This window comes from Promicromonospora umidemergens, assembly GCF_024171995.1.
Taxonomy (GTDB): domain Bacteria; phylum Actinomycetota; class Actinomycetes; order Actinomycetales; family Cellulomonadaceae; genus Promicromonospora; species Promicromonospora umidemergens.
Map to the genome: position 1 here is coordinate 113,003 of NZ_JAMTCT010000013.1, position 26,891 is coordinate 139,893.

The window sequence follows — 26,891 nt, forward strand, 5'->3', positions numbered from 1 at the left end:
ACCGCTGAGCTCTGCCGCCCCGACGCCTTGTTGCTGCTAGCCGGGGGCGCGGCAGAGCTGCGACAGGTGGAGCGCAGCGACCGGTTTGGGCCTGAGCTGCGTGTTCGCCCGTTCAGCGGTCACATGCCCGGACTGGGCTTCGTCCCGCCCGGCCGTGAGGGACCGTTCTCGGAGTCCGGGGCTTGCTGGGCTGAGCGGAGCTGGTTGATCCTGTCCCGGGCCACATCCAGGTCGACCCTGTGGGTATCTCCGGGCAGGTCCAGAGAGACGTACCTCTTCGGGGCGTCCAGGTTGGTCTCGTATGCCTCCAGTGGTGACGCGAGCGTGTCGGCGGTGAGCCCGGCCTGGCGTGCGTAGGTGACGATGGCGGACATGCCCACTGCGAGGTCGTGCTCGAGTCCTACGCTGTAGGGCCGGACGGTGAGTTCGGCGGGTGACCAAATGGTCTGCTGGATCGTTGGGTCGCCGAGGATTTGCTCGGGGTGTTTGAGGTAGTACTCGTTGAGATGAGCCTGGAGCCCGTTGCGTTCGTAGGCCAGGGATCGCAAGAAGGTGTGCGGGTTGCGGGGTGCTCCGAAGTGGCGGCGCAGGACGAGAATGTCGACGCAGCTGTCGTTGCCCGGATCGGTGCGCAGAGCGCCGGCAGGGAGACGCACCGCGCCGGCGAGCTCGCCCAGGTGGGCGATGTACTGGCGAAACTGCGGGTCGGGGTCGTCGAGCAGTTCCTGGGAAACCAACGCGACGGTGAACCCGCCCGGTTCCGTGGTTTCCAGCATCGTGAGCACTCCGATGGTCTGGGTGAGCTGGCGCTGGTCGGCGATGCCGGGGCGGCGCAGGGCGACATCGACGTACGGGGCGACGCCGATCACGGCGTCGTGCTCGTCGTGGAAGGTATCCCCGTCCATCACCCGCAGGATCGTTCCGTGATGGGGCCAGGACGTCGCCGGGTCGTGCCCGGCGGGGATCTGCCCCGTGAAGCCGTTCGCCTGTCCCGGCTCGAGGCGGCGTTCGGAGGGCGGCAGTCCTGCCAGCACCTCCGGGTCCGGGCCGTGGGCCAGGAATCTGCCTTCGTAGATGCCCAGTTCACGCAGCGTCTTCCACACGTGGCGGGCGATCAGGTCGTGGGCAGCTGTGGCGTCCGCGGCGTCGTGATCGTGCATCGCGGCGATGTCCGCGCGTGCGGCGGCCTTGGCGTGCTCGTCATCGTCGTAAGCGTCGTCGAGGAAGCGCTCGACTTCGTCGTTGAACATCATGACCTTCCCGAACCGGCCCGCTGCTGCGGCATGACGCTGGGCGCTCGGCGTCGCGTCTCGGACCGGACCCGGCCTTCGACCGCGCGTCGGGCGGCGATGTCCTGGGCGACCCAAGCCTCGAAGTCCGCAGCCCTGTCAGTGAACGGGCGGGGTCGGACAGCGTCGGAGTCCCAGGTCTCCTGGGAACCGAACCCGGTCTCGCCGGGCCACAGGGTGACCGGGGTCGGGCGGTCCTCGGTCAGCCCGGTGCCACTGTGAGAGACCCACTCGGCCAGTCGGACCTGTGCCTCGACCAGCTCGCGATGCCACGTGATGGGGGCGGAGGCCGATGTCTTGGGGTCGTACGCGGCCAGCCATGCGGTGTGCAGGGCTGACAGCTCCCACCGCAGCTCGGCGTGCCGGTGCCACAGCGGCGGGATCACCGTGATTCCGAGCCCGTAGTCGCGGCGCAGCCATGTCACCCACGCGTCCAGGTCCCGCCAGTACAGGCTGGCCTCCAGCGAGGACAGGAGGTTCAGGTTCATCGGCCGCAGCGGCAAGCTCGGTACAGCCGGCCGTCCCGGGCGATATGCGGACGCACCGCCAAAGCCTGTTGGTAGTGCGAAGGGGTCCTCATCGTCGGTGGGGTCGTCGTCCCCGTTGTGGTCGGTGCTCTCGTCGGGGCTGTCGAAGTCCTCATCCAGGGCCTCGACGTCGCTGGGCAGCATGAACGCGTTGTTCACGAAGTCGTCGAGCATCGTCTCGTCCGCCACGGAGCGCTCGGCCGAGTCGTGCGTGGGCCGATCGTTCTGGGCGTCGTCCGGAGTTGTGGTGTGGTTCTCATCCATGGCTGCGGGCTCCTTCACGCGGTCCAGGAATCGGGCAGGATTCGGCCGGCGACGATCAGCTGGTCCAGATCGGCAGGCTGCCCCGGGCGGTGGTTGTCACTGGCCTTGAGCGCGTTCGTCCCTCTGCGAGCGATGCGACGAGCCCGGGTGACGCGGTAGGTGGTGCGGGCGGCGTCGTGCCCGATCCGGCGGGCCACGAACCAGGCCTCGCCGTCGCTGGTGGTCTTCACCCGCCCGGAGGCGACGAACCGGTCGCCGAACCGGAACCGACTGGTCATCCGGTCGGCGGCCTTGCCGAACACGACCAGATCGCACGGCACCGCTGGGAAGTCCGCGAACTGACCGTCCCCCAGCGAAACCGGGACGGCCTCGGCCTCAACCCGCACCCGGACGAACGACCGACCGGCCCTGGTGTGCTGGAGCACGGGGTCTGCAGCCAGCCGACCCTCCAGGCTGACGGACGTGGGAATCGTCGAAGAAGACATCGCAAGCTCCCTGTCGTTCAACCCCCACCGGCGTAGCGGGGTGCTGAGTGACAGGTGCGTTCCCGGACCCGCCGAAGCCGTCCTCACGCCCCCCGTATGCACTTCCCGCCGGTCAATGGGGAGCGATTCGGGCGTGCGCCGACCAGCTGGTGCCGAACCTGTGCACCTGCACACCGCACCAGGAAGGGCTTCAGCAGCCAGGGCCGGGCGAGTCGTGCGAGAGCCGCTGCGGCGCGATGCGGAACCGATCGCGGTGGGGGAATGGTGCGGATGTGATGCGGCGATGGTTCTGCTCGTCGACGATGTCCCGGATGTGCTCCGTGGTGGTGATCAGGTTCACGACGACGCCACGTGACGCGGGCGTGCGTCCGGCGTGCCACTGATAGCGGTCTAGGTCGACGGCGAGCTCGTTGAGCTCGTCCTGCAGGTGCTGATGGCCGTCGGGGACGTTCTGGTCGGGGCGGTCGGCCACCAGGCGCAGCATCGCGCCGATCATGCTCCGCTCGATACTCACGCCTTGCGTCATGTCGCTACCGGAGGGCAAGTTGCGGGCGCAGTCCGCGAGATCACGAGCGATCAGGTACTGATCCAAGGCGCTCACAGGGAGCGAGCTGTCCAGGAACTCGTTGGGCAGCTCGGCGAGCAGGACGTCGGCCTCGACGGCCCACTCGGTGCGCAGCACGGGCACGTTGTCCGGGTCGGACCCGCTGTCGAAGTTCCACTGGTCGTACGCCTCACGGTCCTCAGACCATGCCGCGTCCATGCGCTCGATGAGCTCGTCGGCCATCGCGTGGAAGCGTTCGATTCGCTGGGCTGGCGTCATCGCGGTGACTTCGGCGGGGTGGGCTGCCAGCGTGGCTTGAAAGGCGAGCCAGGCGTACATGCCGCGTCGCCCGCCGACCACGGACGACGCGTCCAGCACAGGCCGGTAACTGGCCAGATGATCGCGCACCTTGTCCCATTGCTGGATGATCGGCGTGCGCAGCTCGGCAACGGTATGCAGACGGCTATCAGCGAGCGCGAGATGGGCGACGACGTCGCCCCATCGGGGCGCACCAGTCGCCTCCCAGTCCTCCACCAGGCGCAGATCGCGGACCGCATTCTCGGAGGCTTCGACGTAGTCGCGGTAGTCCGTGTCGGCCCAGTCCCTCAGATGCTGGTACGCGTCCAGGGACTCGGCGAGACTCCTGCTCGCCTGCACGGCCTGAGCGAAGGCGTTCTCCACCAGGGCCTCAGGCGGCAGCATCGTCTGCTCGCTCATCGACGTGGTCGCCTACTTCGTCAGGAACGGCGTCCCCGCTCGCGGCGGCCGTGCTGGCGCCGCTGCGGACGGTGGCTTCGAATGCCTCACGCCCGGCCGCCAGCTGCGCGGCGTCGGCGCGCTTGGTCCAAGGGCGCAGGGTGGCGATGATCGGCGGGGCCGAGCGCAGCAGGACCAGGTCGGTACCGAACGGCAAGGTCCGGATCGCCTCTGGCGGCATCACGGGCACCCGACGCAGGGAGCGCTGGATGCTGCGTGCTCCGGTCTCGTTGATCGTCACCGAGTCGGTGACCTCGTCCTTCTCGCCGATCAGGGTGGACAGGTCGCGTAGGTCCCCGGTGGTGGAGATCCCGCCCAGGACGATCTTGACGATCGCTGAGTCCCACATCGCTGCCGCGGTCTCGGCACCCCATTGGTCACGGGCCTGTGCCAGGGACTGGAACACCGGGATCGTGGTCATCCCGCTGCCACCGCCGTCGGCCATCAGGAACCGCAGCGAGGGCAGGGCAGCGATATTGCCGATCTCGTCCAGGGCAAGGAGCAGCGGCGGGTCCAGCCGCTGCCGCGGCGAGACTGCGGCCAGGCGGCGTGCGGTCTCGGTGATGTCCTCGATCAGCGCCGCGATCAGGGCGCCGGACGCGGAGGCCCCGGAACCGGTGGCAAGCAGGTACAGCGTGCCGCGCTCGCGCAGGAACGCCTCGGGATCGAACACCTCGTCCGGGCCCGGGCTGACGGCATCGAGCACATCCGGGTCGGCCAGACACGACAGGGCCTGGCCAACCCCCATCCAGATGTTGTCCCGGGTGCGGGAGTCACCGTTGAGCATGCCGTCCAGCCCTTCGCCCCACCCGTGCGCGGCACGCGGGTGAGCGCGCAGGATCGCGACGGCGTCCGCAGCAGCGGCCGGCGACAACGACCACACGTACAGATCCTTGGGAGTACGGCCAGCCAAGGCCGCGGCATGCAGCAGGGCCTGCAGGGCGCCGCGGGTCGTGTTCTCCCAGAAGCTGCCGTTGTCCACGCCCTTGCCACCCAGCCCGGTCTCCTTGGCCAGCCCGGCTGCTCGCACCATGGCGCGGCGCGGGGTCTCGCACCCACGGATCGGTGACCATCGCAGCCCGGCGGGCAGGTTCCCGGCCAGGCGCTGCGGATTGAACACCGCCACCGGTCCGACAGCCTGTCGGGCGGCCATGGTCACGGCGAGCGTGTCCGGCCGGGTCGCGGTGGTGATGACAGCGCCGGGTGCGTCCAAGACCGCCGAGATGACCAGGTGCAAGCCTTTGCCGGAGCGGGGCGGACCGAGCACGAGCATGGAGTCCTCCACCGACGCCCACAGCTCGTGCCCGTGGGCGTAGCCCAGCAGGTACCCGACGTCGGTCGGCTCGGCCCTGGGGACCGACGGGCGCAGCGTCCCCGACCGCTTCAGCAACGCCCGCCGGGACGCGGAGCGGGCCAGGTCGCGGGAGGTCGCAAGGCCCGCCTTGCTGGTGTGTGCCGACGGTGTGCGCAGGCTGGCCGCCGTGCGCCACACGACCCAGGCCAGCACCCCGCACCCGCCCAGAAGGACAGCGACGGCGAGCCAGTACACGAACGGGTTCAGGCCGGCGGCGCCCACCACCCGGCCGGGGTCAGTCGGACTGGCCAGTACGCCAAGGCCGGAGGCCGGACCGCCGTCGGGCACGGTGTGGCCGGTCACGAGCGCTGCCAGGTTCGCGGAGAACCGCAGCACCGCCGACAACGTCAACAGCGCGACGAGCGCGCCCAGGGCCAGGTTGGTCAGCTCGTCGCCCATCGGGCGACCTGCCGCGGGAGTCATGATGCACCCAGCCCGATACCACGCCCGCTCGGTGCCGGTCGGCGTGGTGGCTCAGGCGGACCGGTCGGGAACGTCAGGTCGGAGTGCTTCAGGTGTTCGGGAACGACCAAGCCCTTGAACGTGCGTCCTGCGCTCCTGGCGATGACCCACAGCGGCATGTCCTGCTCGGTCACGAGCTCTCGAAGGATCCACGGGACATCCGTGCGGCCCAGTGAGACGTCGGCATCGTTCGAGAGGGGTGGCCAGGGCTGGCCGTGGAGGGTGACCGTGATGTGGCCGTCCTGGTCGATGTCGAGGACGACGTCGGCGCGATCTTCGTCGCGCAGTTGGCGGGTCATCGCCCGATCCCCGTCGTTGACACCGGACGGGCACGGTCGGGTACCCCGAGTTCAGATCCGACGGAGTCGCCACCAGGGAGCGCCGTCGCTTCAGTCACGCCGGTTGACAGGGCGGCAGCGCGACGCCGTGTCCCGCTTCGGGCGGCCCGTTCCGGCTTCGCACTTTGGTCCAGGCCCGGCGGGTCGCTGTCGGGGACCAGGACCGTGTCCAGCGCGCCCAGGATCTCCAGGGCAGCTCGACGCACGCGGACTGCGGTCTGGGCAACCAGGGCGGACGGGTCCTGGCCCTCGACTCTGGACGCCCACGTCGTGACGTAGGGGATGGAGTAGTCGTCGGTCTGCATCCCGTGGGCGGCGGCGACCATCAGCGCGACCGATTCGGCCTCGACCTCCTTGATGCCACGGTGCTGCGCGGCATCTTGGTCCGTGCGGTCGTGCAGGAGGATGTGCCCGGCTTCGTGGATGAGCGTCTTGCAACGCTGCACGTCGTCCCGGTCGGCCCGGAGCTGGACGCTCTTCGTGTCGTAGTCGGTGAGCCCGTTACGGCTGCTCGGCCAGCCAGTGGCGGGTGCGTCACCGACGGTGAAGCCCTTGGCCTCGATGACCTTCTTGACTCCGTCGAACAGACCGGCCGGCGCCTGGCCCTGCAAGAGCTGCGGGCTGGGCGCGACGGGTTTGGTCGGGACCGGGTCACCGTCGGTCAGTGCCAGCGGCCACACGTACGCGGGCGCCCATCCGACCACCCGCGTGTCGATCGTCTCGTGCGGCTCAGGCGTTTCGCCGCGCGCCAGTCGGCGGTAGGAACCGTCCTCGGAGACGGCGACGCGTCCTTCGACGGGCGCCAGGATCTGAAAGCCCGCCATGTCCTTGATGACGTGGCGGCCCAGCTTCTTCCACTGCTTGTACCCGGCGACGTACTCCGGAGGGCCAGCGGGCACGAGTCCGGCCTCATGAGCCTGGGCGTTCTGGACCCAGATCAGCATCGTGTTCCCGAACGAGTACCTGCGGAACTTCGCCGCGAACTCGAGCGCACGCCGCCAGTCCTCCGGCGTGATCAGCTCGGCGACCGCGACGGTCAGCTTCTCGTGTAGCGCGTCGACCTTGGCCTTACGATCGGCGATCTTCTGATCCAGGGTCCGGCTGTCTTTGCGCATTGTTGCCTCCCAGACGTGTCTGGAAGGCAGGGGGAAAGACGGCCCCGCTGACCGAGCAGCGTCCGGCAGCTACGTCACTGGCGGCCAGCCGCGACGCTGCGGGAGGTTGGCGCTGGTCGCAGGATCGACTGTCGGGTCGTTCTCGTGCGCGGCGTAGTCGGCCTCGCTGACCGGTGCTGGGCTTGGTGCCACACCGTCCGCACGACAGACGTGCCGGTGTCACCTCAGCCGGCCGTGAGGAGGTGCCGGGCGCTGCGACGGCGCCGGACCCTCGAGGGGCACCGCGCCACGGCTGGCGCGGCGGAGCATCCGGGCGACGTCGTCGGCGTTCGTGACCAAGACCGCCTCCCCGCTGCTGATCAACTCGTGCGAAGCCACTGAGGTCAGGCTCGTGACAGGGCCCGGGAAGGCACCAAGGGGGCGACCCAGAGCGAGGGCTTCCTCGCACACGCCTGGGGTCTTGGAGCGGTTACGAGCCTCGATCGCGACCATCCCGCCGGACAGTGCGGCGGTGATTCGGTGCCGGGCTCGCGCAGCGGCATGGGAGGGGAGGATCCCGGGAGGTGTCTCGGTGAGCAGGACACCCCCGTTGTCACGGATCCGGTGAAACAGGCTCATGTTCGCTGGCGGGAGGGGGTTGTCCAGGCTGCCGGCCAGGACGACGATCGTCGCTCCGCCGGATACGTAGGCTCCGCGGTGGGCTTCGAGGTCGATGCCGTGCGCGCCGCCGGAGACCACCTGGAGGCCCCGGCCGGCCAGGTCGTGTGCGAGCTTCTGAGCCGTGACCAGTCCGTATTCGGTCGCTGCCTGACGACCGACGACGGCGACGCGGTCGGTATGGGGCGTGGCGAGCAGGCTGGTATTTCCTTCGGCCCACAGCGCCAGGGGCGCCCAGTGGCCCAGGTCTTCCAATCCGGTCGGCCAGTGCGGGTCTGACGGGATCAGGACCCGGGGATCAGGGGCGAGGGCGGTGAAGAACGCGCCCGCGATGTCGGGCTCAGCGAGGCGTTCCCGGATCGTGGTGCGCCACTCATCCACCTCCCAGAGCGTGTGCATGTCGACTGGCTCGCTTCCGAGCGCGAGGCGCAGGGTCTCGATGGCGCCGCGGGCAGAGACCCAGCCACCCATGACCGCGGCGGTGCCCGGCGGGCTGATCACTGCGAGCAACGCGCGGGCAGTGCGCTCGTCGACGTCGTCGAGGTTCAGGTCGAACGGGCTCATCATCGACTCCAATCAGTACGAGGCTCACATACCCGGGGCGCTGCCAGGGCATGGCGCAGTGCCGTCGGGGCGTCCTGGAAATGTGCTCCGCGTGGTGGCCCGGGCGGACCAGTCGGCCTGCGGGGCGAGTCTGGAATCGGGCGGGTTCCACGACGCGGAGACCGCCGTGAGCCCGCGGTCTCGGGCATCCCTGGTGATCTGGGCCAGGGCGGTCTCCAGTGCGCTGTCCCACGGGACCTCTCCGTGGTCCACGGTGTACTGGGTGCCGTCCCGGTCCGGGTCCGTGACCGCCCGGGGCTGGCCGATGACGTGATCAGGGTGGTGCACGGCGTACCACTCGTTGACGTGTGCGGTGCCACCAGGAAGGTCGACCGGGTCGACGCGCAGGCAGTCGGCCGGCTCGGGTGTCTCGTGGGGAAGTGGGCGTCGCAGAACCAGCACGTCGACTGGCGATGCCTCGTCGGGGCCATGGTGATGCAGCACCGTTCCAGGCAGACGGACCGCACCCAGCAGCTGGGCCTTCTGGGTGAACAGGAAGCGCCGGGTGGTGGTGGCCGGGTGGTCCAGGATCTGACGGGCCGTGATGGCCACGAGCACCCCGCCAGGGAACGTGCGCGCCAGTGCCTGGGCCAACAGGTCCCGGTGAACCTGCCCGATCCGGCGCGTGCCGTGCACGGACCGGGGATGCAGGCCGGCCAGCGGGACATTCGCGATCACGACGTCGTGCTGCGCCGGGTCGTACATGGTGAGCTCGGCCAGGCGCAGGGCCTGGTGCGGCCACCACACGGGCGGGATCGCAGCGGTCAGCTCCCGGTAGCGGGCATCGGTGCGTGCACCAGGAGCGCGCGGAGCAGGAGCCGGGACACCGGCAAGCGTCGCCGCATAGGGACCGGTCACCAGCATTCGACCCCGCGCGACCCCGAGGTCGCGCAGCGCACCCCAGATCTTCTCGGCCAGGATCGTGTGAGCTGTTCGAGAGGCGTACCGGTCGTGGCGGTGGATCGCCGCGGCGTCCAGGACGTTCAAGACCTCTTCTGTCGGCACGACGTCACCGTCCTCTCGTTGCCGCCTGCCGGACGAGGCGGTCGAGGATCAGGTACGGGCGCACGTCCGGGGCGCCAGCGTTTCGACCGGGCGGACGGTGTGCTTCGCACAGTGACTCTCGGAACGAGGGGGCTTCGGACGGCGGTGGCGCAGAACGCCGAATGACGCACCACACGCTCGATGGCGACGGCGATGGCGATGGCGGCAAGGCACGAGTCGTTGAGAGCGCCGCGGACGCGAGTAGGCTCGCTGCGCCCGCGTGGTCAGATCGGGTGGCGGGCTGCTGAGGAGGTCAGATCGTGCCGCGAGATCGCCGCGAGCGTTCCTGGGGATGGCCGGAGGTGGCGATCGTCGTGCTCTTGTCGATGACCGTGTTGGCTGGCCTCGCGATAGCTGCCGCCGTGTGGTTCGTGTCGAACGTCAACTGGGCCGGTTGGGACTTCTGACTCGACCGCGAATCTGATCCGCATGCCGGGCTCGCCTGGCGTACCGGCGGTGGACACATCCTCGGCACCTCAGCGGGATAACGCGTCCTCGTAAGAGGCTGAGATCGTCGTGAGCTGTCCTACAGTTTTGGCCCGAGTGGCCGGTGGGACCGGTGCGGCATGCGGTGGGGAGCCTCCTGGTGCGCTAGGGCGTTGCTCTCCCGGCGGGCCCAGGTCTGAGCTCGCACGAGCAGTTCCACGACATCTGGTGACGCCACCTGGCCCTCCTCCTCGACCACCAACTTGTAGGCGCCGTCTTGGTGGACGACTCGCCGGGTGTGCCAGGTCCACGAGGTCGGGAGACGGTCCTCCGGGTAGGGCCAGTCGATGCCCGTGTACTGCTCTTCGATCGCGAACAGCGCTTGGTCCTGTCCTTCGGAGTACAGGATGAAGTGCCCCGGCGAGAACCGTTCAGGATCGCCTTCGTCGTTCAGGTAGACATGCTGCTCATACGTGCGCGCGATGCGCGCGAGCCCGTCGGTGAGCACATACATGCTCAACACCAGTCGCTCCGTATCGGGTATCTCCTGTGTCATCTCCTGCACCCCTTCCCGCACGACGTAGCGGCCCGGTCTTCAGACGCCCGGGGTGTTGCTCGTGGGGAAAGCGCGGTCGCGACGACTTGGCGCCGAGGTGCGAGCGGACCGCCCAGCCTCAGCAGAAGGTGACAGCGACGCTGCGGTGAGTCCGTTGGCGCGGCCTTCCTGCGCGATCTGCCGCAGGCTGAGTCGCAAGGCAGGTTCCAGCTCGCGGTCCGGAGCTACAACGGTCATTCGCGGCGTTCGGTGGTCGCAGTCCTCGACGAAGTCGATCCGCCCGACGACGTGGTGCGGGTAGTTCGTAAAGTAGGTGTTGATGCTGGCCTGGCCGCTGGGGAAGACGCCCCGGCCGCTGTCGACCCAGGGAACCGACCGGTTCGGCTCTCCGTCGAGGCGACGGCGCAGCACGAGCAGATCGGTGGGCGAGGTCTGCTCGTGGGTGAGCGTGGGGTGGTAGATGGTCCCGGGCAGCCGTACGGCGCCCAGCAGGTCCAGTTCCTGGTCGATGGCCCGGCGGAACATTGGATTCTCGTGGTCCATGAGGTGCCGGGTGGCCAGGGCGACGAGGAACCCACCTGCGGCAGTACGCTCCGCGGCGGCGAACAGCAGCTCCTGGTGGACCTGGAGGACGCGTCTGGCGTGCGAGCTGCGGAAGTGCAGGTCGGCATAGGGCAGGTTGGCGATGATGACGTCCAGGGGCGGGTCGGTGTCGAACTGCGGCGTCAGCACGGCGTCGTAGATGTCGCCGGCGGGGCGGATGGGACCTGTCCACTCCGCGTAGGACCCGGCCTCGCCGTACTCCTCAGGCGTGGCGTGGCCGGTGAACGTCGCGGCGTCCATCCCGATACAGGTCACCGAGCCGTGCGTGAGGCCCAGTCCGCGCAAGGCGGTCCAGATCTGCCTGGTCAGCATCTGGTGCGCTGGACGGGTATCGAGCGCGTCGTGAGACTCCATGGCCGCGGCGTCGATCAGGTCCAGCTCATGTTCAGTGGGCATCCGACTCGTCCTTCTCGAACCTGGCGCGCACCTGGTGTGCGGCCGACTGCCAGGGAGGTGGTCTGTCAGGCCCGAGATGACCGCCGAACACGCGACACCCGGGCGGCCTAGTCACCGTCAACGTCAGTGGCCCGGTGTACGCCCCGACGTTCCTGGCTCTGGCGTCGCAGGGGGTGATCCATGAGCGCAGTTTCGAGCGTGCCGTCGCCCGGGCAGGTGGATGTGGCCGACACCTCGGGTACCTCGATCTGGGATCTTGACCTGGACACCACCAGCGGTGGCTTCTCGTCCGGTGTGGTGGACCCGCTCGCGTCCACCGCGTGGGAGGCCTACCGGGCTCTGGTGGCGCTGACTGTGTGGACGCTGGACCAGGCCATCGCGTTGACCTGGGCGCCGTATGTCCTGGCCCCGCTCGCCGGTGTGGCACGCGCTACCCGATATGCGGTGGAGGCCGTCAACCCCTTGGCCCTCATGTTGATCGTCCAGCCCTCTGACCGGCGTCGATGTGACCGTCCGGTCGGTTCTGACACGCGCCGACCTCGACGACGCATCCGGTCTCGCAGATGAGCATCAGGATGTTCCCGGAACATCTGCCCCCAGGTAATCTGAAAAGCAGGTGGATCTTGAAGTTCCCGCGAAACCTTCAAAATCAGCGCGAACTTCTAGGTTTTGGCGCGCATTCGCTGAGTGCTGTCGTAGAGCCGTGCTTCGACGTCGTGCAGTTGATGTTGCACGAGGACAGCGCGTTCGCGGATGCGCCACAGGGCCTGGCCGAGGCCGAGCATCGGGAGCCGGGCGCGCTCGGTTGCGGTCAGGCCGAGGGCCGCCGCGGTCGCGCCGAGCTGGTCGGTTTCCTGCCGGTAGATGATCCGAGTCTCGGCCAAAGCGAGCAAGGAGGTCGCGATGGCACGGGCTGCGGAACCCGAGTCGCCGACGTTGTCCAGGTCGGAGAGCTTGTGGACGACGAAAAGGTTCGCGATGCCGTAGTAGCGCGCCAACCGCCACTGAGCATCCATCCGACGCAGCAGGGCAGGTTGGCTCATGAGCCTCCACGCCTCGTCGTACACGACCCATCGCTGTCCACCGTCGGGGTCGGACAGCGCGGCTTCCATCCACGCGGAGCTGCACGTCATCAGGACGCTCATGGCGGTGGAGCTCTCGCCGACACGGGACAGGTCCAAGGAGAGCATCGGCAGCGACGGGTCGAACCTCACGGTGCTGGGGCCGTCAAACATCCCGCTCAAATCGCCGGCGACCAGACGTCGCACAGCGTGGGCGACCGACCGGCCGTCTTCGACCAGCCTGCCGTCCGGGTCGTCGTCGCGGTGCGGGGCCAGCAGGTGATCGACGACCTGAGGCAGGACCGGGGCGCCACCCGCGACGCGGTCGGCCGCGGCCAGAGCGACGTCGATCGCGGTGTGCTCCACGGGCGACAGCGGCCGGTCGAGCACGGTCTCTGCCAGCGCCCCGAGCAAGGTACGGCGCCGGGTCTGAACCTGGCCCGCCCAGACGTCGTCGGGCACAGACGCGGGGCGGTATCCCTCGTCCAACGGGTTGAGCCGGGCAGACATACCAGGACCCAGGGCGATGGCCCGACCACCGACCGCTTCGGCGACCACACTGTGTTCGCCCTTGGGGTCGCAAGGCACGTAGACCCGGCGTCCGAAAGCCAGGCTCCGCAGATAGAGCGACTTGGCCAGCGCAGACTTGCCAACACCGAGAATCCCCGCAATCAGGACGTTCGGGGCCGTGATGTGGCCGCGGGCGTACAGCTCCCACGGGTCGTACACGAACGAGCTGCCCGACGGCAGCATCTGACCGACGAACACCCCGCCGGCATCCGGACCAGCGTCGGCCAGGAACGGGTACGCGCTGCCCCAGGTGGCGCTGGTGTCCTGATGGCGTGGGACACGCAGCCCGACCGGCGAACGCAGTGCGGCAGGACCCGGTTCGCCCGAACGCGGCAGGTACCGGGTCGTGGCATTGCGTGTGGGAGCTCGCGAGGGTGCGTCGCCAGGGGTGTGCGGTGCTGCGGCGCGGGCCTGCAAGGTGCGGAGCGCTCGACGCCGCTCGCGGCGGTCCGCCCAGCTCTCGCGCTGCGGGGTCGTGAGCGTGGCGACATGGACCTGCTCTTGTTCGCGGGTCACAACTGCGGCCCTCGCGAGGGTGCGTCGCGTCGCACGGGCCCGGGCGGCGCGGCGATGGGCTGTGGCAGGTTGTCACCGAGGGAGGGCTCGCGGAGCTCGGGCTCAGCGGGGGTAGGGCGCGGAGGCGTGAGCCAGTGAATCCGGCTGGACCTGTCGGCCGCGTTCTGCAGAGTGGTGCGCGCGCCCTCCAGGTGCTGGCGGCACCCGTCCAGCTGGTCGCCCACGGCACCCGTGAGGCCGAGTCCGGAGGCAAATTCGTCGATTGGGACGGCGCGATCTGCGTTGTTGCGGTGGGCTGTGGCGACGTGCTGGGCGATCTGAGAAAGGTGCCGGACGCATGCCAGGAGATCCCGGATGGCGTAGTAGCTGTCGGCAGGCTCGAGCTGCTGGGTGGACTCGATCAGGGCGTGGAGGGCCCGAACGGCCTGCGCGCCGTCGTCCAGCGCCCTCGGGTCGCTGTCGGTCGCCATGGAGGTCCTCCTCAGACAACGGGGTTTGGTGACGGGGATGGACGCGGCACCGTCTGGAATGGCTACAGCGACGGCCCGTAGGCCTTGTCCGGGGCGTGCCCGACGGTTGGTGCAGGATCGGGGCTCGCGGGCGTTTCCGCGGTGAGCAGGTCAGCGCGGTCGAGCCACCAGATCGGCGGTTCGTGGTCCGGTTCGAACTGCCGCAGCAGGCTCACGTGCCCGAGACCCGTGTGCCAGACCAGGGCGTACGGCCCGGACTCGAGGCAATGGCCGCCCGGCTCGGTGGGGAGCGTGGTGTGGGTGTGGTCGTGGAACAGGGCCGTGTCCCGTGTCTCGGACCCGTAATCCCAGGCGGAGAGGTGCTCGATCCCAGCATTCGGCCCTTGCGCGTCGATCAGATCGACGACGTCGTAGCCTTCCTCGCCCTGCAGGAAGACGACGCTGTACCAGCGGCCCGGCGGCCATGACGCCTCGCCGGAAGGTGCGTGGTCGGTGGAGGCGGCGTTCCGGGCAGGCACGGTGGCGTGCTCCGGGCCGTGCTCCGTGGACGCGAGCTCGATGGCGAGAGCCGCCAGCTCGTTGGTGTTGTGATGCGCGGCTTCGGGTACCCAGGCGGCGAACCTGACCAGGCCGGCCGACGCCGAGCCGGGGTTCTGTAGCTGGTCGGCATAGCCGCGCCCAGCGATGGTCAGGAGCGCAAGGAGTGAGCGGAGAGCTTCGCGTGCGTTGGCTGGGCTCTGGCGTGCGGGATACAGGTCGACGCCTTCGGCGGGTGTCCGCTCTGGTTGTGCTGCGTCCTCGATCCGGTAGGTCCACCGGTGGCGGAGCCCGAAAGGCCTGGTGTGCGCAGCGCCGTCGTACCGGACCGTGATCGTCAGCGAGCCGCAGGTCCGGGTCAGGGCGGTCGGCCGTGGTGTGTCCATGACGGTCAGGTGCACCAGTACCGTCGGTCGTGGACCGGGTCACAAGCGGGGCGAGCCCGGCACAGGTCGCGGCCTGCCGGGACTTGGCTGATCCGGGGCGGTGGGCTCCTCGAGCGTGCGCGGGGCGGCCGGCGCTGGTTGTGCCATGTACGGGGTCGGTACCGGCGGTCGTTCGCTCGGTGTGGACGCTGAGCGCAGGTTCGCGGCGACCTCGTCCCGCAGACTGGTGACCAGGTCGCGGGCGGACTGCAGTTCCTCGGCGTCGGCCAGAGACTCGCAGGCGACGTAGAGCCCACCCGCGATCCGCCGACGTTCACGGGCGACCTCGAGGGCCTGGCCGACCTGCCTGGTGTGCCGGAGGTATGTCACGACGCCGGCCGCGATCCGGTACAACGTGGTCACGGGGGTCAGGTCCAACCAGCCAGTCAGTCCTCCGGCAGCCAGTTCGTCGCGCTCATCGGTGAGCAGCATGATGTCCTGGGCCAGTCCGTAGTCATCGTCGAGCCCCGAGGCGGTCAGCCCGCCCAGGCCGTGCTCGGCCGCGAACCGGTCCCGCTGCGCCTCCAGCTCGACCGTGCGCGCGTGCTGGGCTTGCGGGTCCTTCAACCATGCGGCGTCGTGCCCTCCCGCATGGGCGGCGCGATCCAGTTCCCGTTCCCGGAACTCAACCGCTGCCATGGCATGGTCGAGTTCATCGACCAGACGGTAGGCCTCACGTGCGTAGTGCAGTGCCTCGACCGCGGCGTGGAGCACGTGGCGGACCTCGAAGGCCGGTAGCTGCAGCACCCTCGACACGGCCGCGAGATCGAGCGGTGCCTGGGTCGCTGCTGCCGAGAACCGGACCCGGCCGCCGTCGACGGCGATGTCCACGACCGACTCTTCTTTGGCCCAGCGCAGTGCGATACCGATCGACGCCGCACCGGGTCCTGCTGGCCCCCACAGCTCGATGTCGTCCCTCGGGGCGATCAGGTCCCACCGGGCGTCGAAGGCGTTGACTGCCTCTTCGAACGGGGTCCCGATCGTGTCGGCGGCCTCAACCGTGCCAGGCGGTGTCGTACGTGGTGTGTCCATGGCCATCAGGTGTCTGGATGCGCCCGGACGCGCGGCAGGTCAGAGATTCGGGACTACACGGGCCACAGGCTGGGTGGTCCGGCCGGGCCACGGGCGTGGCCCGGCCCTGGGGTCGTGGGCGGCTCCAGCGTCCGAGAGGTCTGGGGCGCCGGACGCCCGGTGTACGGAGCCGCCGAGGTCGGTCTTTCGACGGGAGTGGCCGCGTCCTTGACGGCGGCGAGGACGGCATCGACCAGCCGCCGTTCCTCGAGACGGGCCGAGTGCAGTGCCTCGGCATTGGCTAGGCGTTCGTGAGCGTCCTCGAGCCCAGCGATGATCCGTTGGCACTCCTCCACCACGTGCAGGTCCTGTTCGAGCTGTCGGATGCGCGCGATGCGTGCGGCGACGTTGCTCGCCGCGCGCGGAAGCAGGGCCAGCATCTGGACGATGTTGCCGGGGCGCTCTGGTGTGCTGCCGGACCAGAGCCACGTCTTGATCGGGGCCGTCCACAGGGCATCCTGCTCCTTGACCAGGTCCCCGAACCGCCAGATCAGGTCGCTCCTTGCCCGGCTTCCTGTTGCAACTACGGTCGCCGGCCCATGCTCAGCGTTGAAGCGGTCTCGGGTGTCTTCCCACACCCCGACATGGCTGCGTTGAGCCCTGGGATCTTTCAGAACGGCGGCGTCGAGTCCCGCGGTGTGGGCCTCCAGGTCGAGGGTCCGCTCCAGGGCGTCGGCGTTGCTGCGCGCGCTGTACAGGTCGGTGGCCAAGCGCGCGACAGTCCGCATGTGACGCAGCGCAGTTGAGGCCGCCAGCAGAACATCGCTGGTCTCGTCGAGGGAGATCCGCAGCACTCGTGCCGCAGCGGTCATGTCCGCGGGGCGCTTGCTTTTGGAAACCGATAACCGGATCCACGTGGTGTGTTCCTGGGCGGACACGCGCACCACCTGGGAGCTCGCCGCTTCGCGGCGGGCGATCCCGATCGAGGCCACGTCCGGGCTGGCCTCCGGGTCCCGGAGCTCAAAGTCCTCGCTCCGGGCGTAGAGCTGCCATCGCGCGTGGAAGGCGTTCAACGCTTCTTGGGCTGGGGACTCCAGTGTCCCGGCAATATCGATCGGCCCGGGCACGCGCGCAGCGTTGTCCGCGTCGGGGTTGGGGTGGGTGGGTACGGGGTGGTTCCCGGTCGGCTGCTCCGACATCACAGTTCTCCCTACGTGGATTAGGCGGTGAGGGTTCGGGCGAGGGCCAGTGACTGCTGTCCCCACAGGCGGCGGGTCTCGCACCCGGCCTGGATCGCGGCCTGCTCGACAGCAGCGACGTCGTGCTCGAGCGTGTCCAGATCAGGGGCGCTGACCGTGACCAGGCCGGTGGCGCGCAGGACACCGTGTCCGGCGGCGAGCTCTGCTTCCTGGGTCAGGACGTCGTCGTACTCGGCGACCTGCGTGACATCCTCGATCTGGCCCACGCGAGCACGTTGAGCGGCCTCCGTGATGTGGCCTGTCTTCTTGCGCCGTAGGTCGCGGGCTGCTGCGTCGGCCCGCAGCGGCTCATACCGGAGGGTCATGGTGCGCTGCACGCCCGAGGTGAGCAGCAGCGGTGCGAGGAACCCGGGGTGGACAGCACTCTGCGGCCACTGGGAGATCCACAGCACCGCGTGCCAGGACGAGTCCGACCGCAATGTGCCCCACGACTCGGTCACCGCCACCGGACCCGCCGTGGCCAGATCTCTGCCTGCGGTTCGGTGCTGCTCCAGGACCGGTGCGGCCGGCGGGTCGTAGGCGGTGCGCAGCCACACGGCCAACTCACCTGTACCGAACGGGGCAGACGGTGTCAGGTCCGCCGAGCGCAGCGCGGTCGTCAGCGTCTCGGCCTCTTGCCGCAGCACGGCAGCCGCTCCAGCCAAGCCGCCCCCCGCGGCCCGCACCGCACGGCCCGCGGCCTGCATGTCGAGCGCGAGGCTGATCGTGGTCTGATGGCGTTCGGCCGTCGGCCCGGCCCGCTCGATCAGCTCCCCGTAGATCCGGGAGGCGAACTCGTGGCCCCCCGCCTGGTGAGCGTGCCACCACTCGACCAAACCGGCCCCGGACCCGGGCAGGGTCCGCTGGGTGACCTGCACCGCCTTGATGCGCCCGGATCGGCACACCGTGGCCAGAACACGCCCCCACCCGGCCACACGGCGGGCCTGGTCGGCCGGGTCGAGGAGCTCGAAGCCGGACGACGTCACCGGGATGGTCACGGTCAGCGTGCTCGCGTACGGGTCGTGGACCAGCGCCGCATCAGTAACCGGATCGACATACTGCCGCAAGGACGCGGCCCGACCGGGCAGTGCGAGCGTCCCGGCCGGACGCGGCTGATCGACCCGCACCCGGAAAATGAGCTGCCCGGTCGTCGACCGCCACGCCCACGCGACGCCGATCGGCAGCCAGTCGACCACGGCACGTCCGCCCACCGGCACGACAGCGACCACCACCCCGACCACTGTGAACGGCACCGCGAGCACGATCGTGGTCCCTCCGACGTAGAGGGCCACGATCAACGGCAGCACACCGGCCGTGATCGCTGCGAGCTGCGCCGCGGTCAGACCGAGCAACAACGCATGCCTCGCCAGCCGGGAGAACTTCACCGCCCTCAGCGCACTGTCCGACGACGTTGCCGGGGCGGTCATCACTTCTGCCCCTTGCTGAGCACGGACGGCACCTCACGCACCGGTGGCGCGGCCGGCGGACCGGCGCTGGCCGGCGGACGAGCCTGGGCGGCACCACCCTGGGAACCTGCCGCGCCGGACGATGCCGCGGCGTCGGTCTGCTGCCCGGCGGCACCCGCTACAGCTGTACCCGCCTTGGGCCCAGCGGACACTGCGGCCTTGGCCAGCTGCGCACCGATCACCAGCGGAGCAGCCACCCCAGCTGCGGCCCCTGCACCCGCCGCACCTGCGGCGGCCGACCCACCGGAGGCACCTGCACCAGCCGAGACCACCTTCGGAGCCGCGGCCCCAGCAGCCGAACCACCGCTCGAGCCACTAGCCGCTGGCCCACCGGACCCTGCACCCGCAGCGCCACCGCCCTGACCGCCACCTTGCCCGCCCGGCCGGCCGTCGGCGCCCAGCACCGTCTTGGCCTTGCGGCCCAAGAAGCCGCCCGCCGCAGCGCTTCCTGCGGTCATCGGCATGGGCCGGTTGAGCGCCGACTTTGCCTCCTGCTCCACGGACATCGCGTGGTACATGTCGATGCCCATGAACGCGACGGCCTTATAGGTCATGTAGGGCGCGAACCCAGCCACCAAGAGCAGGGTCACGCCGGCGAGCTTCTCCGACCACGTCGCCAGGTCCGCCGCAACCGGCGTCCCGGTGAAGGACACGGCCAAGAGAAAGACGACGACCAAGACCAACTTGGAAACGATCAGCGCCACAACGAACTGCGCCCATTTGGAGACCCACCCGCGGGTCGCGTCCCACGACGCCCCCGCCAGCGCCAGAGGCGCGAGCGCGATCGCAACCAGCAACAGCGCCTTGCGCACCAGCAGCGAGAACCACACGATCAGGACGGCCGCAGCAGACAGGGCGGCGAGGAACAACGACAGCAGCGCCCCGGGCAGGGGCGCCAGGGCCGATCCTGCGGTGGCCGCGACACCGACTGTGAGCAGCTGGGCGCCCATCGCCTCCATCGTCGTGCCGGACGCGCGGACGATCCCGAGGCAGACCTGGTCGGTGATCTCCAGCAACGTCGCCGTCAGCGTGACCACGACGAACGAACCCAACACGCTCTTGGCCAGCCCGAACACAGCACGGACCAGCGCACCGGGCTCGCGGCGCAGCATCCCGGTGATCAGCTGCAGCAGGAAAAGACCCAGCATGAGGAAAACCGCGACACCGAACACGAGGTTGTAGACGCCCGTGAACTCACCGCGGGTGACGTCCACGAGGGTCGTGGTGGCCATCAGATTCCACAGCTGGACGAGCAGGAACGAGGTCAGGGCGCCCACGCCGTCCGCGAGGGTGGTGAGCAGGTCGACGAAGACGGCGCCGATCTGAGTGGTGGCCTCTTCGGCGGCTTGCTGGCACACGCCGGCGGTGACCGGGTTGGAGCACAGTCCCATCGGGCTTGTAGGGAGTCCGTCGAGTTGTCCCTTGGGCGGTGTAGTTGTCACCCAGGAGCTGGCCGGTAGGCCGCTGGTGGCCCAGTTCTGGTAGGCCTGGTGCAGCAGAGCGTGCATCGAAGTTGTCCGTTCCCTCGAACATGGGCGGTTCTTCTCACGTGGTCGGCAGGATCGGTGAGATCCCGAGGTGTTCCTGGGCTTGGTGGCACAGGTCCTGTCCGAGAGGTGTGAGCGGTCCGACGGGGCGTGCTCCGGGGTACCGGTGGATGAGCGGTACCCCGACGACGTGTTCGAGGGTGGCCAGTTGGGCGTGCAGGTTCGCTGGGTTGCAGCCGAGGGCCTGGGCGGCCTGGTTGATGCTGGGCTGGTGGGCGAGAGTGACGAAGCGTTCGAGGCGTTGCCGGGTGCTCGTGCCGCGCAGTGCGTCGCGTAGCGGCTGCGGGAACTGTGAGGGGTGGCGACCGCCTGTAGCGTCCCGGTCGATGTTGCTGTGTGAGTCGGTTCTCGTGCGGATCGGGATGTCGTGGGTGTGCGCGAAGGCTCGGAGCGTGAACAGGCTGCAGCCGATCTCGTCGGCGATGTCGGGCAGGCCGCGCCACCAGGTGAGGTATTCCTCGCGGAGCCAGTCGGGGTCGACGTGGAACGTCTTCTTGTCTGCACCGGTGGTGGTCACGCTGATGGCGCTCGGTGTGGACGGGAGGATGGTGTGCTGGGCGGGTATCGGGTGCGGGGGTCGGGGCAGCGGATGACGGCGCAGGACTGCGCGCACGTGCTCGATCGAGAAGCCGAGGTCGGCCGCAACTGCCTGTACGGGCAGGCGGCGCTCGAGGATGGCGTCGTGGATCGCGGCCGGGTCGGTCTGGTCGGGGTCGGTGCCGGGCCAGTTCCTGGTGGTAGCCCAGCTCGTCGGTGGTTCCCAGGCGAGGGGCTCACCGGTGATCCGGGCGGAGTCCAGGAGCCGGCGGGCGTGGGCATGCAGTGCGTCGCGGACGTCGGTGGTCATGAGCGCGACGAAGGTTCGGTACTGGTCTCGTATGGCGCCCCGGCGTGTGAGCCGGTGCGGGGGCGGTGCGATGTAGAGGCTTCCGCCGGTGAGTAGCTCGTAGAGGTAGCGGCGAGCGTTGACGGTCAGCTGCCCGCGGCCGAGCCGGGGGTGGGCGATGCTGTTCCAGGTCTCGTCGTCGATCAGCTCGGCGCCTGTGGCCAGTCGGCGGCGCCGGGTGTAGTCGATCGGGGTGTCGTGGTCGTCGATGGCGAACGCGAGCTCGGTCAGGATCCGCAGTGCCGTGGTGCCGGTGGGCAGGTTAAGAAGGCGGACCATGTGGTGGGCTACGGTGGCCGCGTCGATCGCAGGGTTGACCAGCGCAATGATCTGAGGCTTGAGCTGTAGATCGCTGTGTGGGAGCAGTAGCGCGACCAGCGCCGCGGGGCCGAAGGTCGTGGCTTGTCGTGTGGTGCCTTGCCCGAGCCGGACCGCCCAGTTCACCCAGATCTGGTCCGGTAGTCGTGCCGCTCGCTCGATGGCGGGGTCGACCCGGTCGGCGGCTCGGTGCGGCAGCAGCTTGGGGGCAGGCAGGGTGATGGCGTGGCGGAGCTGGTCGATCGCTGTCATGGATCTGGAGCGGCCGTAGGCGATACGGGTGCGCAACGTCGGGCTGCCGGAGGCCCAGGTATGCGGGACCGCTTTGTGGACCAGGCGGCTCGGAGCGCGGGCCGCGACGAGGTCGATGAGCGGGTCGGCCGTCGCGTCGTGGTGGTCCAGGATGGTGGCCGCGGGGGTGAGGGTGTCGGCGCGCAGCATCGGCGCGGTCACCACGACCTGCTGCTTACCGGTCTTGCCTGCCAGGTCGGCGGCGATGTGGGCGGCGATCAAGCTGAGATCGCTCAGTGCGTCCAATGCGTCCTGCCGCGCGGCTGGCGTCCGGTCAGAGCCGCGGATCCCGGTCAGGAGATCATCGACGAATCCTTGCGCCGTCGCCGCGATGTCCGGGTCGCTGCAGCTGGGCGGATCGGTCGCCGCCAGGTCGTGCCCGCACCCGCAGCTGGTGCCGGTCACCGACAGCCCGGCGAGCAGGGACGTGTTGCCGGGCCACAGGTCTGGCCGGATCGGTGGGGCCGACGGCGGCTGCCCGCAGCCAGGACACCGGTCGGCCAGCAAGACGTCGTGGTTGTGGCAGAAGAACTGCAGCCGCAGCCGCCAGTTCGGTGACCAGTGCCCGTCTGCCAGGCACGCTGGGCAGAACCGGCTCGCCAGGCGGGGCGCCCACGCAGTGAAGGCGGTGTGCTGCGGCACGTGACTTTCGGCGTCGAACATGCCGCGCACGGCCTCGGTCGTCAGCCCGGTGGCTGCGCCGAGCGCGGCGATGGTGTGGTCGGTCGGGTCGGGGCGTCGCCAGCGTCCGCGCTGTAGCTCTCCGTGTGGGTCCGGCAGACTCAGGTCCTGGATCAGCCGGAGGGTGGGGACGCCCAGGCGGGCGGCGTAGGTGTGCAGCCACGTCTCGAGTGCCTCTCCGGGCAGTGGGTCCAGAGTGAACGGCAGGGGCCCGGCCCTCATCACAGGACGGGTTGTCGTGCGGGCTGCGGGGTCGGGGTCTGCGGCGGCGAGGACCGGGCGGTCAGCAGCCCGGCGTCGATCGCGGCGGCGAGGTGTTTTCGGGCGGTCTCCGCGGCCTGGTCGATGCGCACGGCGTCCAGCAGGTCGACCGTAAGCGTTTCGGAGCCGGTCTTGATCGCCCGGTAGCAGCCGCGGCCGATCAACGACATGAGCGAGGCGAAGTGCCCGCTGCTGCGTGCGAACAAGTAGTCCGACAGGTCCTGGCTGAGCATGCCGCGGTGGGCGTGGGCCAGGACGAGGTTGTGCTCGATCGCCAGCAGCAGCTGCCGCCAGGTGCGCCGCCCTTGTTCGGTGCTGATCTCGAACGTGTCCAGGTCCAGCACGGTCCAGCGGCGCGCGGTCTGGGAGAACGCGGCGTCCGCGCCGGTCAGGCCCTCCTCCAGCAGGCCGCGGGCGCGTAGCCCGACGCCGACGAACACGAACGTGACGGGGAAGGTATTAGCCAGCCACTTGAAGTGGTTGGCGACCTCGCGTCCGTCGCGGCGGTTCATGTCCAGGAAGTGCACGTCGTCCACGACGATCAGTCCGGTCTTGCAGGCCGCGATGGCCTCAGCGGCTCGGTGCGCGAGGTGCGCGGCGGTGCCGCGGTGTGCGCTGGGCAGCCCGTAGAACCGGCAGAGCATCGAGTTCAGGGACCGCATCGTCGTGTTCGACGTCAGCGGTAGGTAGGCGACCGGGACCCGCTGCCACGACCCGTCTGTGACGCGGGCGCGGGCCCCGTGCAGGTCGATCTGGTCGCGGTGGAACCCCCTGGCGAACGCGACCGCGGCGGTCGTCTTGCCCAGACCGGGAAGCGCGTCCAGCACCGCAGCTGGCTTGACCTTGTCGCCGTCCTGCAGGTTGGAGCCCACGATCTCGTCCAGCCCGTCGAACACTGCGTCCAGTGCCGGGGTGCGGATCGGGCCGAGGTTCGCATGCCAGACCGTGCGAGCGTGGTTGTGCCGCCGCAGCTCGAGCGCGCTCATCGCGCCCATCTCCTCGACCAGACGAACCGGTGGCCTGGCTCGTGGCGCCGTATTCACCATGGCGAGCCAGCCGTCCTTGGTCGACAGATCCCAGTCCCGCTCCGGTTCCGCGGTCTCGCGTTCGGGTTCGGGTGCGCCGGCGCGACTCACGTGAGCATCTCGAACGCGTCGGCGTAGAACTCCTCATCGCCGACGTCCAGCTCGTCGTCGGTGTCGTCGTCGCCCGCGCCGCTCACAGGCTGTGCCGACCCGATGACCTCAGTGTCGGGGTCAGGGCCGGGATTGGTGATCATGCGGAGCGCGGGCAGGTTGGCGACCTGCGGATCGGGTCCCGTCGCGGCCAGACGGGCCTGGCGCTGCTGGCTCGCGCGGACCGCCATGCGCCGCTCGGTCGGATGCCTGACCAGCCCTGCGTCCCACCGCTCCAGCAGCTCGGCCAGCGCCATCCGGCTGTCCACGTGCCGGCCCGAGGACAGCGCGAGCCGGCGGGCGTAGGCCAGTGCCTCGGCCGAGAACGGTGCGGCATCCTCGGTGTGATGCTCCCAGATCAGGGTGTGCCAGGTGTGGTCCGCCGGGTCCTGGAAGTAGATTCGTGAGACGTCGTCGGTGTCGTAGCGCACCGGCCACTTCCCGGTGTGCGGGCCGGTGAACCCGCTGATGCGGTTGCGGTAGGGGGTCAACGCGGGCCCGTTGTAACGCAAGCCGCCCACCTCGATCCCGTAGTGCTGGATCGTGCGCCAGGCCACAGGCAGGAAATCGAACACCAGGTCCGTCCGGGCGGGGACTCGCAGCGTGCCGGTGCGGGTGGTGCCGTGGTCGAACATCTCGGCCGGGGACAGGTCCAGGCCGGGCACGTGCGGGTCGGCCAGCCCGCTGTGCGGGCGCTGGTGGTAGGTCCCGGCGACCCATTCGCGCAGGATCGACTCCAGCTCGTCGATGAAGAAGTAGGTGCAGCCTTCCGGATCGGCGCCGCGGGAGTACACGTCCGGGCCGGTGTAGCCGGGCAGCGCCTCCAGCAGCTGTTCGCGCACCGTCCGGAAGAACCGCTCGACCGCGGCCTTGTCCGTCGGGGTCAGCGGGCGCGCCGGCTGCACCGAGATCCCCAGTCGCGCGCATACCCCCAGCAGATGATTCGACAGATAAACCCTGCCGTGGTCGATCACGACGGTCTCCGCTGCGACCCCCACCAACCCGCCGGCACCGGTGTCTGTGTCGTTGGTGTCGTCGCCACTGTCCGCGGCATCGTCCGTGGTCGGGACGACGACCAGGTCGGGCAGGCCTGCATAGGGCAGCAGGCCGCCGCCGGTGCGCGCCCGGGAGTCGGGGCGCAACGACTCGAACAGCACCAGCGCGGCATCCACCGACTTCGTCGACGACGGCGACAACCGCAGCCCCGTGATCGACCGGGAGTACAGATCCATCGCGATCGTCAGCTCGACCCGCACCCAGCGCAGCGTCACGGGCTCCATCGCGAACACGTCCAGTGGCGTGGTGTCCAGCAGCAGGTACTCGCCCGGTCGGGTCGGACGTAAGCGCCCGTAGACGCCACCCGGACGGGCCGCGATCGACCGTTTCCCCTTCGTGCTGCCGGTGAACGCGTTCGTGCCCCGGGCGATCTCGCCCAGCACTTTGTGGGCCTTGCGCCGCCCGGGCTCGGGCACCACACCGGCACCGTGCTCGGCGGCCAGGCGCGCTGCCACCCGCGCCAGGACGAGGTTCTGGGTGGGCCGGGCCGCGTCGGTGTGCTCGGCAAGCACCGTCCGGCACATCGCCAACCAGCGTTCGTCCACACCACGAAGCGGATCGCTCACCCGCAGGCTCCGCCGGTCGAGAAGACCCGCCGGACCGGCCTCGTTGAACGCCACCACCCACCGCTCCAGGGTGCGCACGGACACGCCCAGTTCGGTCGCCTTCGCCGCGTACCGGTCGGCCAGTGGCAATCCCGGGTCGAACTGCTCGCGCGGTTCACCCTCGACCGCGGACTCCGCAGAGCCCGACGCGTAGCCGGTGAGCAGCTCACGGACCTGGGCCAGCCGCCCCTCCATCTGCGTCTGCTGTGCTGCGGTCAGGTTCTCCAGCACCGGCCCCAACGCCTCGATCGGCGTCGCGCCAGCGTCCTCGATCATGGTCGACTGATCGGCCAGCAGTGTCGCGGTGTGCATCAGAACTGTCCGGCCATCTGGACCGCGAAGACGCAGCCGCTCGGCCTCTATCCCCAGCACCGTGAGCTTCTCACCACCGCTGGTCAGCCGGGACCCGATCGTGATCGTCGCGGCCCGCGGCCCTCCCACGCTCATGGCCGTTCCAGCAGCGTGGCCGTTGACAGTGGCGTGGTCAGATCGACGCGGAACACGCCCCGCCAGACCAGGTGCAGCGCCGCAGCGCGTACATCGGCCGGAAGCGGCCCACCGGCGTTCTCGAGGTCGCCGAGCCGCGCGCTCGTCACGGCCTGCTCCTCCAGCCACGACACCGTCGCTGGATCGACACGATCCGGATACCGGTAGGCAGCCAGGAACCGGACGTTCAACAGCACTGCCGGTGGCGCCCCTGACCACACCTCGTGCCGCCAGCCCTTCCCGGCGAACACGTCCCCGGCCCACGCCAGCGCCGCGGCTACCTTCGGTCTGGCGAGCTGGTCGGGCGGCTTGACGTTGACCACCGTGACCACGCCGTCGCCGCCCAGCAGCAAGAAGTCCGGCACGTGCCGACGGCGCACGCCCTCGACCTCCGCGCTCACGCAGAACGGCTGCGCCGCGATCACTGTGACCCGGGGATCGAAGTCGCCCAGTAACAGGCGCGCTAGCTCCAACCGGCTCTCGTAGACGACATGCGCGCCGGTCGTGGCCGACCAGTACCACCCCGAGTAGTGCGCCTGGCCGCGCCGCCACCTGAACATCCGCCACGGCGAACCTCCAGCCAAGGTCCCCGCCGAGACGTTCGCGAGATCCGCCGTCGACTGCCTGCCCGCCAAGTCCCTGAAGCTGACCGAAGTACCGGTACCCATTTCGAGCCCTTCGTCGGGAGACCGCCCGGACGGCGGAAACGCAACCTACCCAAACTGGTACAGACAGTGCCGATCGCCACGCGGAAGTCGACAGAAGAGCTGGCAACCCTGCGATTCCGGCACATTGACGCGCTTATGCATGCTTGAGGAATTCGGCGGTGAACCTACAGGGGCTCCCGCCTTGTCCGCGGTTGCGGAGAGAAC

The 26,891-nt window shown here is 69.6% G+C and carries 24 protein-coding genes; 2 read left to right on the top strand and 22 right to left on the bottom strand.

Features of this window, described 5'->3' with window-relative positions; genetic code table 11:
- Positions 1-119 precede the first annotated feature (119 nt).
- The 9 genes from APR04_RS19230 to APR04_RS19270 form a co-directional block, all read right to left on the bottom strand.
- Positions 120-1,250 (bottom strand): class I SAM-dependent methyltransferase, encoded by a 1,131-nt coding sequence (locus APR04_RS19230; RefSeq protein WP_253873185.1) that lies wholly within the window; start codon positions 1,248-1,250, stop codon positions 120-122.
- Positions 1,250-2,080, bottom strand: a complete 831-nt coding sequence (locus APR04_RS19235) for a hypothetical protein (RefSeq protein WP_253873188.1) — start codon at positions 2,078-2,080, stop codon at positions 1,250-1,252. The genes APR04_RS19230 and APR04_RS19235 overlap by 1 nt, the downstream gene beginning before the upstream one ends.
- Before the next feature lie 14 nt (positions 2,081-2,094).
- Complete coding sequence (locus APR04_RS19240; protein ID WP_253873191.1) at positions 2,095-2,565, bottom strand: single-stranded DNA-binding protein; 471 nt, start codon at positions 2,563-2,565, stop codon at positions 2,095-2,097.
- A gap of 190 nt (positions 2,566-2,755) precedes the next feature.
- Positions 2,756-3,826 (bottom strand): hypothetical protein, encoded by a 1,071-nt coding sequence (locus APR04_RS19245; protein WP_253873194.1) that lies wholly within the window; start codon positions 3,824-3,826, stop codon positions 2,756-2,758.
- The gene (locus APR04_RS19250; protein ID WP_253873197.1) at positions 3,798-5,642 is read right to left on the bottom strand and encodes a type IV secretory system conjugative DNA transfer family protein; all 1,845 of its coding nucleotides are present in this window, start codon (positions 5,640-5,642) and stop codon (positions 3,798-3,800) included. Before APR04_RS19250 ends, APR04_RS19245 begins: the two co-directional genes overlap by 29 nt.
- Positions 5,639-5,980, bottom strand: coding sequence for a hypothetical protein (locus APR04_RS19255; RefSeq protein ID WP_253873200.1), 342 nt, complete (start codon positions 5,978-5,980; stop codon positions 5,639-5,641). The genes APR04_RS19250 and APR04_RS19255 overlap by 4 nt, the downstream gene beginning before the upstream one ends.
- Complete coding sequence (locus tag APR04_RS19260) at positions 5,977-7,134, bottom strand: ArdC-like ssDNA-binding domain-containing protein (protein WP_253873202.1); 1,158 nt, start codon at positions 7,132-7,134, stop codon at positions 5,977-5,979. The genes APR04_RS19255 and APR04_RS19260 overlap by 4 nt, the downstream gene beginning before the upstream one ends.
- 219 nt (positions 7,135-7,353) lie before the next feature.
- Positions 7,354-8,355 carry a DNA-processing protein DprA gene (locus APR04_RS19265; protein ID WP_253873205.1) on the bottom strand — a complete coding sequence of 334 codons (1,002 nt, stop codon included), beginning with the start codon at positions 8,353-8,355 and terminating at the stop codon, positions 7,354-7,356.
- Between the two features lie 24 nt (positions 8,356-8,379).
- Positions 8,380-9,399, bottom strand: coding sequence for a class I SAM-dependent methyltransferase (locus APR04_RS19270; protein ID WP_253873207.1), 1,020 nt, complete (start codon positions 9,397-9,399; stop codon positions 8,380-8,382).
- A gap of 299 nt (positions 9,400-9,698) precedes the next feature.
- Here APR04_RS19270 and APR04_RS19275 point away from each other — a divergent pair, with 299 nt between their 5' ends.
- Positions 9,699-9,845 (top strand): hypothetical protein, encoded by a 147-nt coding sequence (locus APR04_RS19275; RefSeq protein WP_253873210.1) that lies wholly within the window; start codon positions 9,699-9,701, stop codon positions 9,843-9,845.
- A gap of 119 nt (positions 9,846-9,964) precedes the next feature.
- Here APR04_RS19275 and APR04_RS19280 read toward each other — a convergent pair whose 3' ends face one another.
- Together APR04_RS19280 and APR04_RS19285 are read right to left on the bottom strand one after the other, a co-directional pair.
- Positions 9,965-10,387, bottom strand: a complete 423-nt coding sequence (locus APR04_RS19280) for a hypothetical protein (protein ID WP_253873213.1) — start codon at positions 10,385-10,387, stop codon at positions 9,965-9,967.
- Between the two features lie 72 nt (positions 10,388-10,459).
- Positions 10,460-11,419 (bottom strand): class I SAM-dependent methyltransferase, encoded by a 960-nt coding sequence (locus tag APR04_RS19285; RefSeq protein ID WP_253873216.1) that lies wholly within the window; start codon positions 11,417-11,419, stop codon positions 10,460-10,462.
- A 180-nt stretch (positions 11,420-11,599) separates the two neighbouring features.
- Here APR04_RS19285 and APR04_RS19290 point away from each other — a divergent pair, with 180 nt between their 5' ends.
- Positions 11,600-11,986 carry a hypothetical protein gene (locus tag APR04_RS19290; protein ID WP_253873218.1) on the top strand — a complete coding sequence of 129 codons (387 nt, stop codon included), beginning with the start codon at positions 11,600-11,602 and terminating at the stop codon, positions 11,984-11,986.
- A 95-nt stretch (positions 11,987-12,081) separates the two neighbouring features.
- Here APR04_RS19290 and APR04_RS19295 read toward each other — a convergent pair whose 3' ends face one another.
- The 11 genes from APR04_RS19295 to APR04_RS19345 form a co-directional block, all read right to left on the bottom strand.
- Positions 12,082-13,566: a putative type IV secretion/conjugal transfer ATPase gene (locus APR04_RS19295; protein WP_253873221.1), complete on the bottom strand. Its 1,485-nt coding sequence runs from the start codon at positions 13,564-13,566 to the stop codon at positions 12,082-12,084.
- Positions 13,563-14,036, bottom strand: coding sequence for a hypothetical protein (locus tag APR04_RS19300; protein ID WP_253873223.1), 474 nt, complete (start codon positions 14,034-14,036; stop codon positions 13,563-13,565). Before APR04_RS19300 ends, APR04_RS19295 begins: the two co-directional genes overlap by 4 nt.
- Positions 14,037-14,098: 62 nt before the next feature.
- Positions 14,099-14,959 (bottom strand): hypothetical protein, encoded by an 861-nt coding sequence (locus tag APR04_RS19305; RefSeq protein ID WP_253873225.1) that lies wholly within the window; start codon positions 14,957-14,959, stop codon positions 14,099-14,101.
- A 39-nt stretch (positions 14,960-14,998) separates the two neighbouring features.
- Positions 14,999-16,030: a hypothetical protein gene (locus APR04_RS19310; protein ID WP_253873228.1), complete on the bottom strand. Its 1,032-nt coding sequence runs from the start codon at positions 16,028-16,030 to the stop codon at positions 14,999-15,001.
- Positions 16,031-16,083: 53 nt separating this feature from the next.
- Positions 16,084-17,208 (bottom strand): hypothetical protein, encoded by a 1,125-nt coding sequence (locus APR04_RS19315; RefSeq protein WP_253873233.1) that lies wholly within the window; start codon positions 17,206-17,208, stop codon positions 16,084-16,086.
- A gap of 20 nt (positions 17,209-17,228) precedes the next feature.
- Entirely contained in the window at positions 17,229-18,674 is a 1,446-nt protein-coding gene (locus tag APR04_RS19320) for an SCO6880 family protein (RefSeq protein WP_253873236.1), read from the bottom strand.
- On the bottom strand, positions 18,674-20,221 hold the full coding sequence (locus tag APR04_RS19325; RefSeq protein WP_253873238.1) for a conjugal transfer protein TrbL: 1,548 nt from the start codon (positions 20,219-20,221) through the stop codon (positions 18,674-18,676). Before APR04_RS19325 ends, APR04_RS19320 begins: the two co-directional genes overlap by 1 nt.
- A gap of 37 nt (positions 20,222-20,258) precedes the next feature.
- A complete protein-coding gene (locus APR04_RS19330; RefSeq protein WP_253873240.1) occupies positions 20,259-22,658 on the bottom strand; it encodes a TniQ family protein in 2,400 nt (799 codons plus the stop codon).
- On the bottom strand, positions 22,658-23,833 hold the full coding sequence (locus tag APR04_RS19335; RefSeq protein ID WP_253873242.1) for an ATP-binding protein: 1,176 nt from the start codon (positions 23,831-23,833) through the stop codon (positions 22,658-22,660). Before APR04_RS19335 ends, APR04_RS19330 begins: the two co-directional genes overlap by 1 nt.
- Positions 23,830-25,980 carry a TnsB C-terminal domain-containing protein gene (locus APR04_RS19340; RefSeq protein ID WP_253873243.1) on the bottom strand — a complete coding sequence of 717 codons (2,151 nt, stop codon included), beginning with the start codon at positions 25,978-25,980 and terminating at the stop codon, positions 23,830-23,832. The genes APR04_RS19335 and APR04_RS19340 overlap by 4 nt, the downstream gene beginning before the upstream one ends.
- Entirely contained in the window at positions 25,977-26,687 is a 711-nt protein-coding gene (locus APR04_RS19345; protein WP_301312716.1) for a TnsA-like heteromeric transposase endonuclease subunit, read from the bottom strand. The genes APR04_RS19340 and APR04_RS19345 overlap by 4 nt, the downstream gene beginning before the upstream one ends.
- Positions 26,688-26,891: the final 204 nt, after the last annotated feature.

Coding starts and splice junctions, on each gene's coding strand:
- APR04_RS19240 (WP_253873191.1), bottom strand. CDS start 2,565: ATGTCTTCTTCGACGATTCCCACGTCCGTCAGCCTGGAGGGTCGGCTG.
- APR04_RS19290 (WP_253873218.1), top strand. CDS start 11,600: ATGAGCGCAGTTTCGAGCGTGCCGTCGCCCGGGCAGGTGGATGTGGCC.
- APR04_RS19310 (WP_253873228.1), bottom strand. CDS start 16,030: ATGGACACACCACGTACGACACCGCCTGGCACGGTTGAGGCCGCCGAC.
- APR04_RS19315 (WP_253873233.1), bottom strand. CDS start 17,208: ATGTCGGAGCAGCCGACCGGGAACCACCCCGTACCCACCCACCCCAAC.
- APR04_RS19255 (WP_253873200.1), bottom strand. CDS start 5,980: ATGACCCGCCAACTGCGCGACGAAGATCGCGCCGACGTCGTCCTCGAC.
- APR04_RS19340 (WP_253873243.1), bottom strand. CDS start 25,980: ATGAGCGTGGGAGGGCCGCGGGCCGCGACGATCACGATCGGGTCCCGG.
- APR04_RS19250 (WP_253873197.1), bottom strand. CDS start 5,642: ATGACTCCCGCGGCAGGTCGCCCGATGGGCGACGAGCTGACCAACCTG.
- APR04_RS19325 (WP_253873238.1), bottom strand. CDS start 20,221: ATGCACGCTCTGCTGCACCAGGCCTACCAGAACTGGGCCACCAGCGGC.
- APR04_RS19300 (WP_253873223.1), bottom strand. CDS start 14,036: ATGGCGACCGACAGCGACCCGAGGGCGCTGGACGACGGCGCGCAGGCC.
- APR04_RS19245 (WP_253873194.1), bottom strand. CDS start 3,826: ATGAGCGAGCAGACGATGCTGCCGCCTGAGGCCCTGGTGGAGAACGCC.
- APR04_RS19235 (WP_253873188.1), bottom strand. CDS start 2,080: ATGGATGAGAACCACACCACAACTCCGGACGACGCCCAGAACGATCGG.
- APR04_RS19285 (WP_253873216.1), bottom strand. CDS start 11,419: ATGCCCACTGAACATGAGCTGGACCTGATCGACGCCGCGGCCATGGAG.
- APR04_RS19320 (WP_253873236.1), bottom strand. CDS start 18,674: ATGACCGCCCCGGCAACGTCGTCGGACAGTGCGCTGAGGGCGGTGAAG.
- APR04_RS19230 (WP_253873185.1), bottom strand. CDS start 1,250: ATGTTCAACGACGAAGTCGAGCGCTTCCTCGACGACGCTTACGACGAT.
- APR04_RS19305 (WP_253873225.1), bottom strand. CDS start 14,959: ATGGACACACCACGGCCGACCGCCCTGACCCGGACCTGCGGCTCGCTG.
- APR04_RS19265 (WP_253873205.1), bottom strand. CDS start 8,355: ATGAGCCCGTTCGACCTGAACCTCGACGACGTCGACGAGCGCACTGCC.
- APR04_RS19330 (WP_253873240.1), bottom strand. CDS start 22,658: ATGAGGGCCGGGCCCCTGCCGTTCACTCTGGACCCACTGCCCGGAGAG.
- APR04_RS19260 (WP_253873202.1), bottom strand. CDS start 7,134: ATGCGCAAAGACAGCCGGACCCTGGATCAGAAGATCGCCGATCGTAAG.
- APR04_RS19345 (WP_301312716.1), bottom strand. CDS start 26,687: ATGGGTACCGGTACTTCGGTCAGCTTCAGGGACTTGGCGGGCAGGCAG.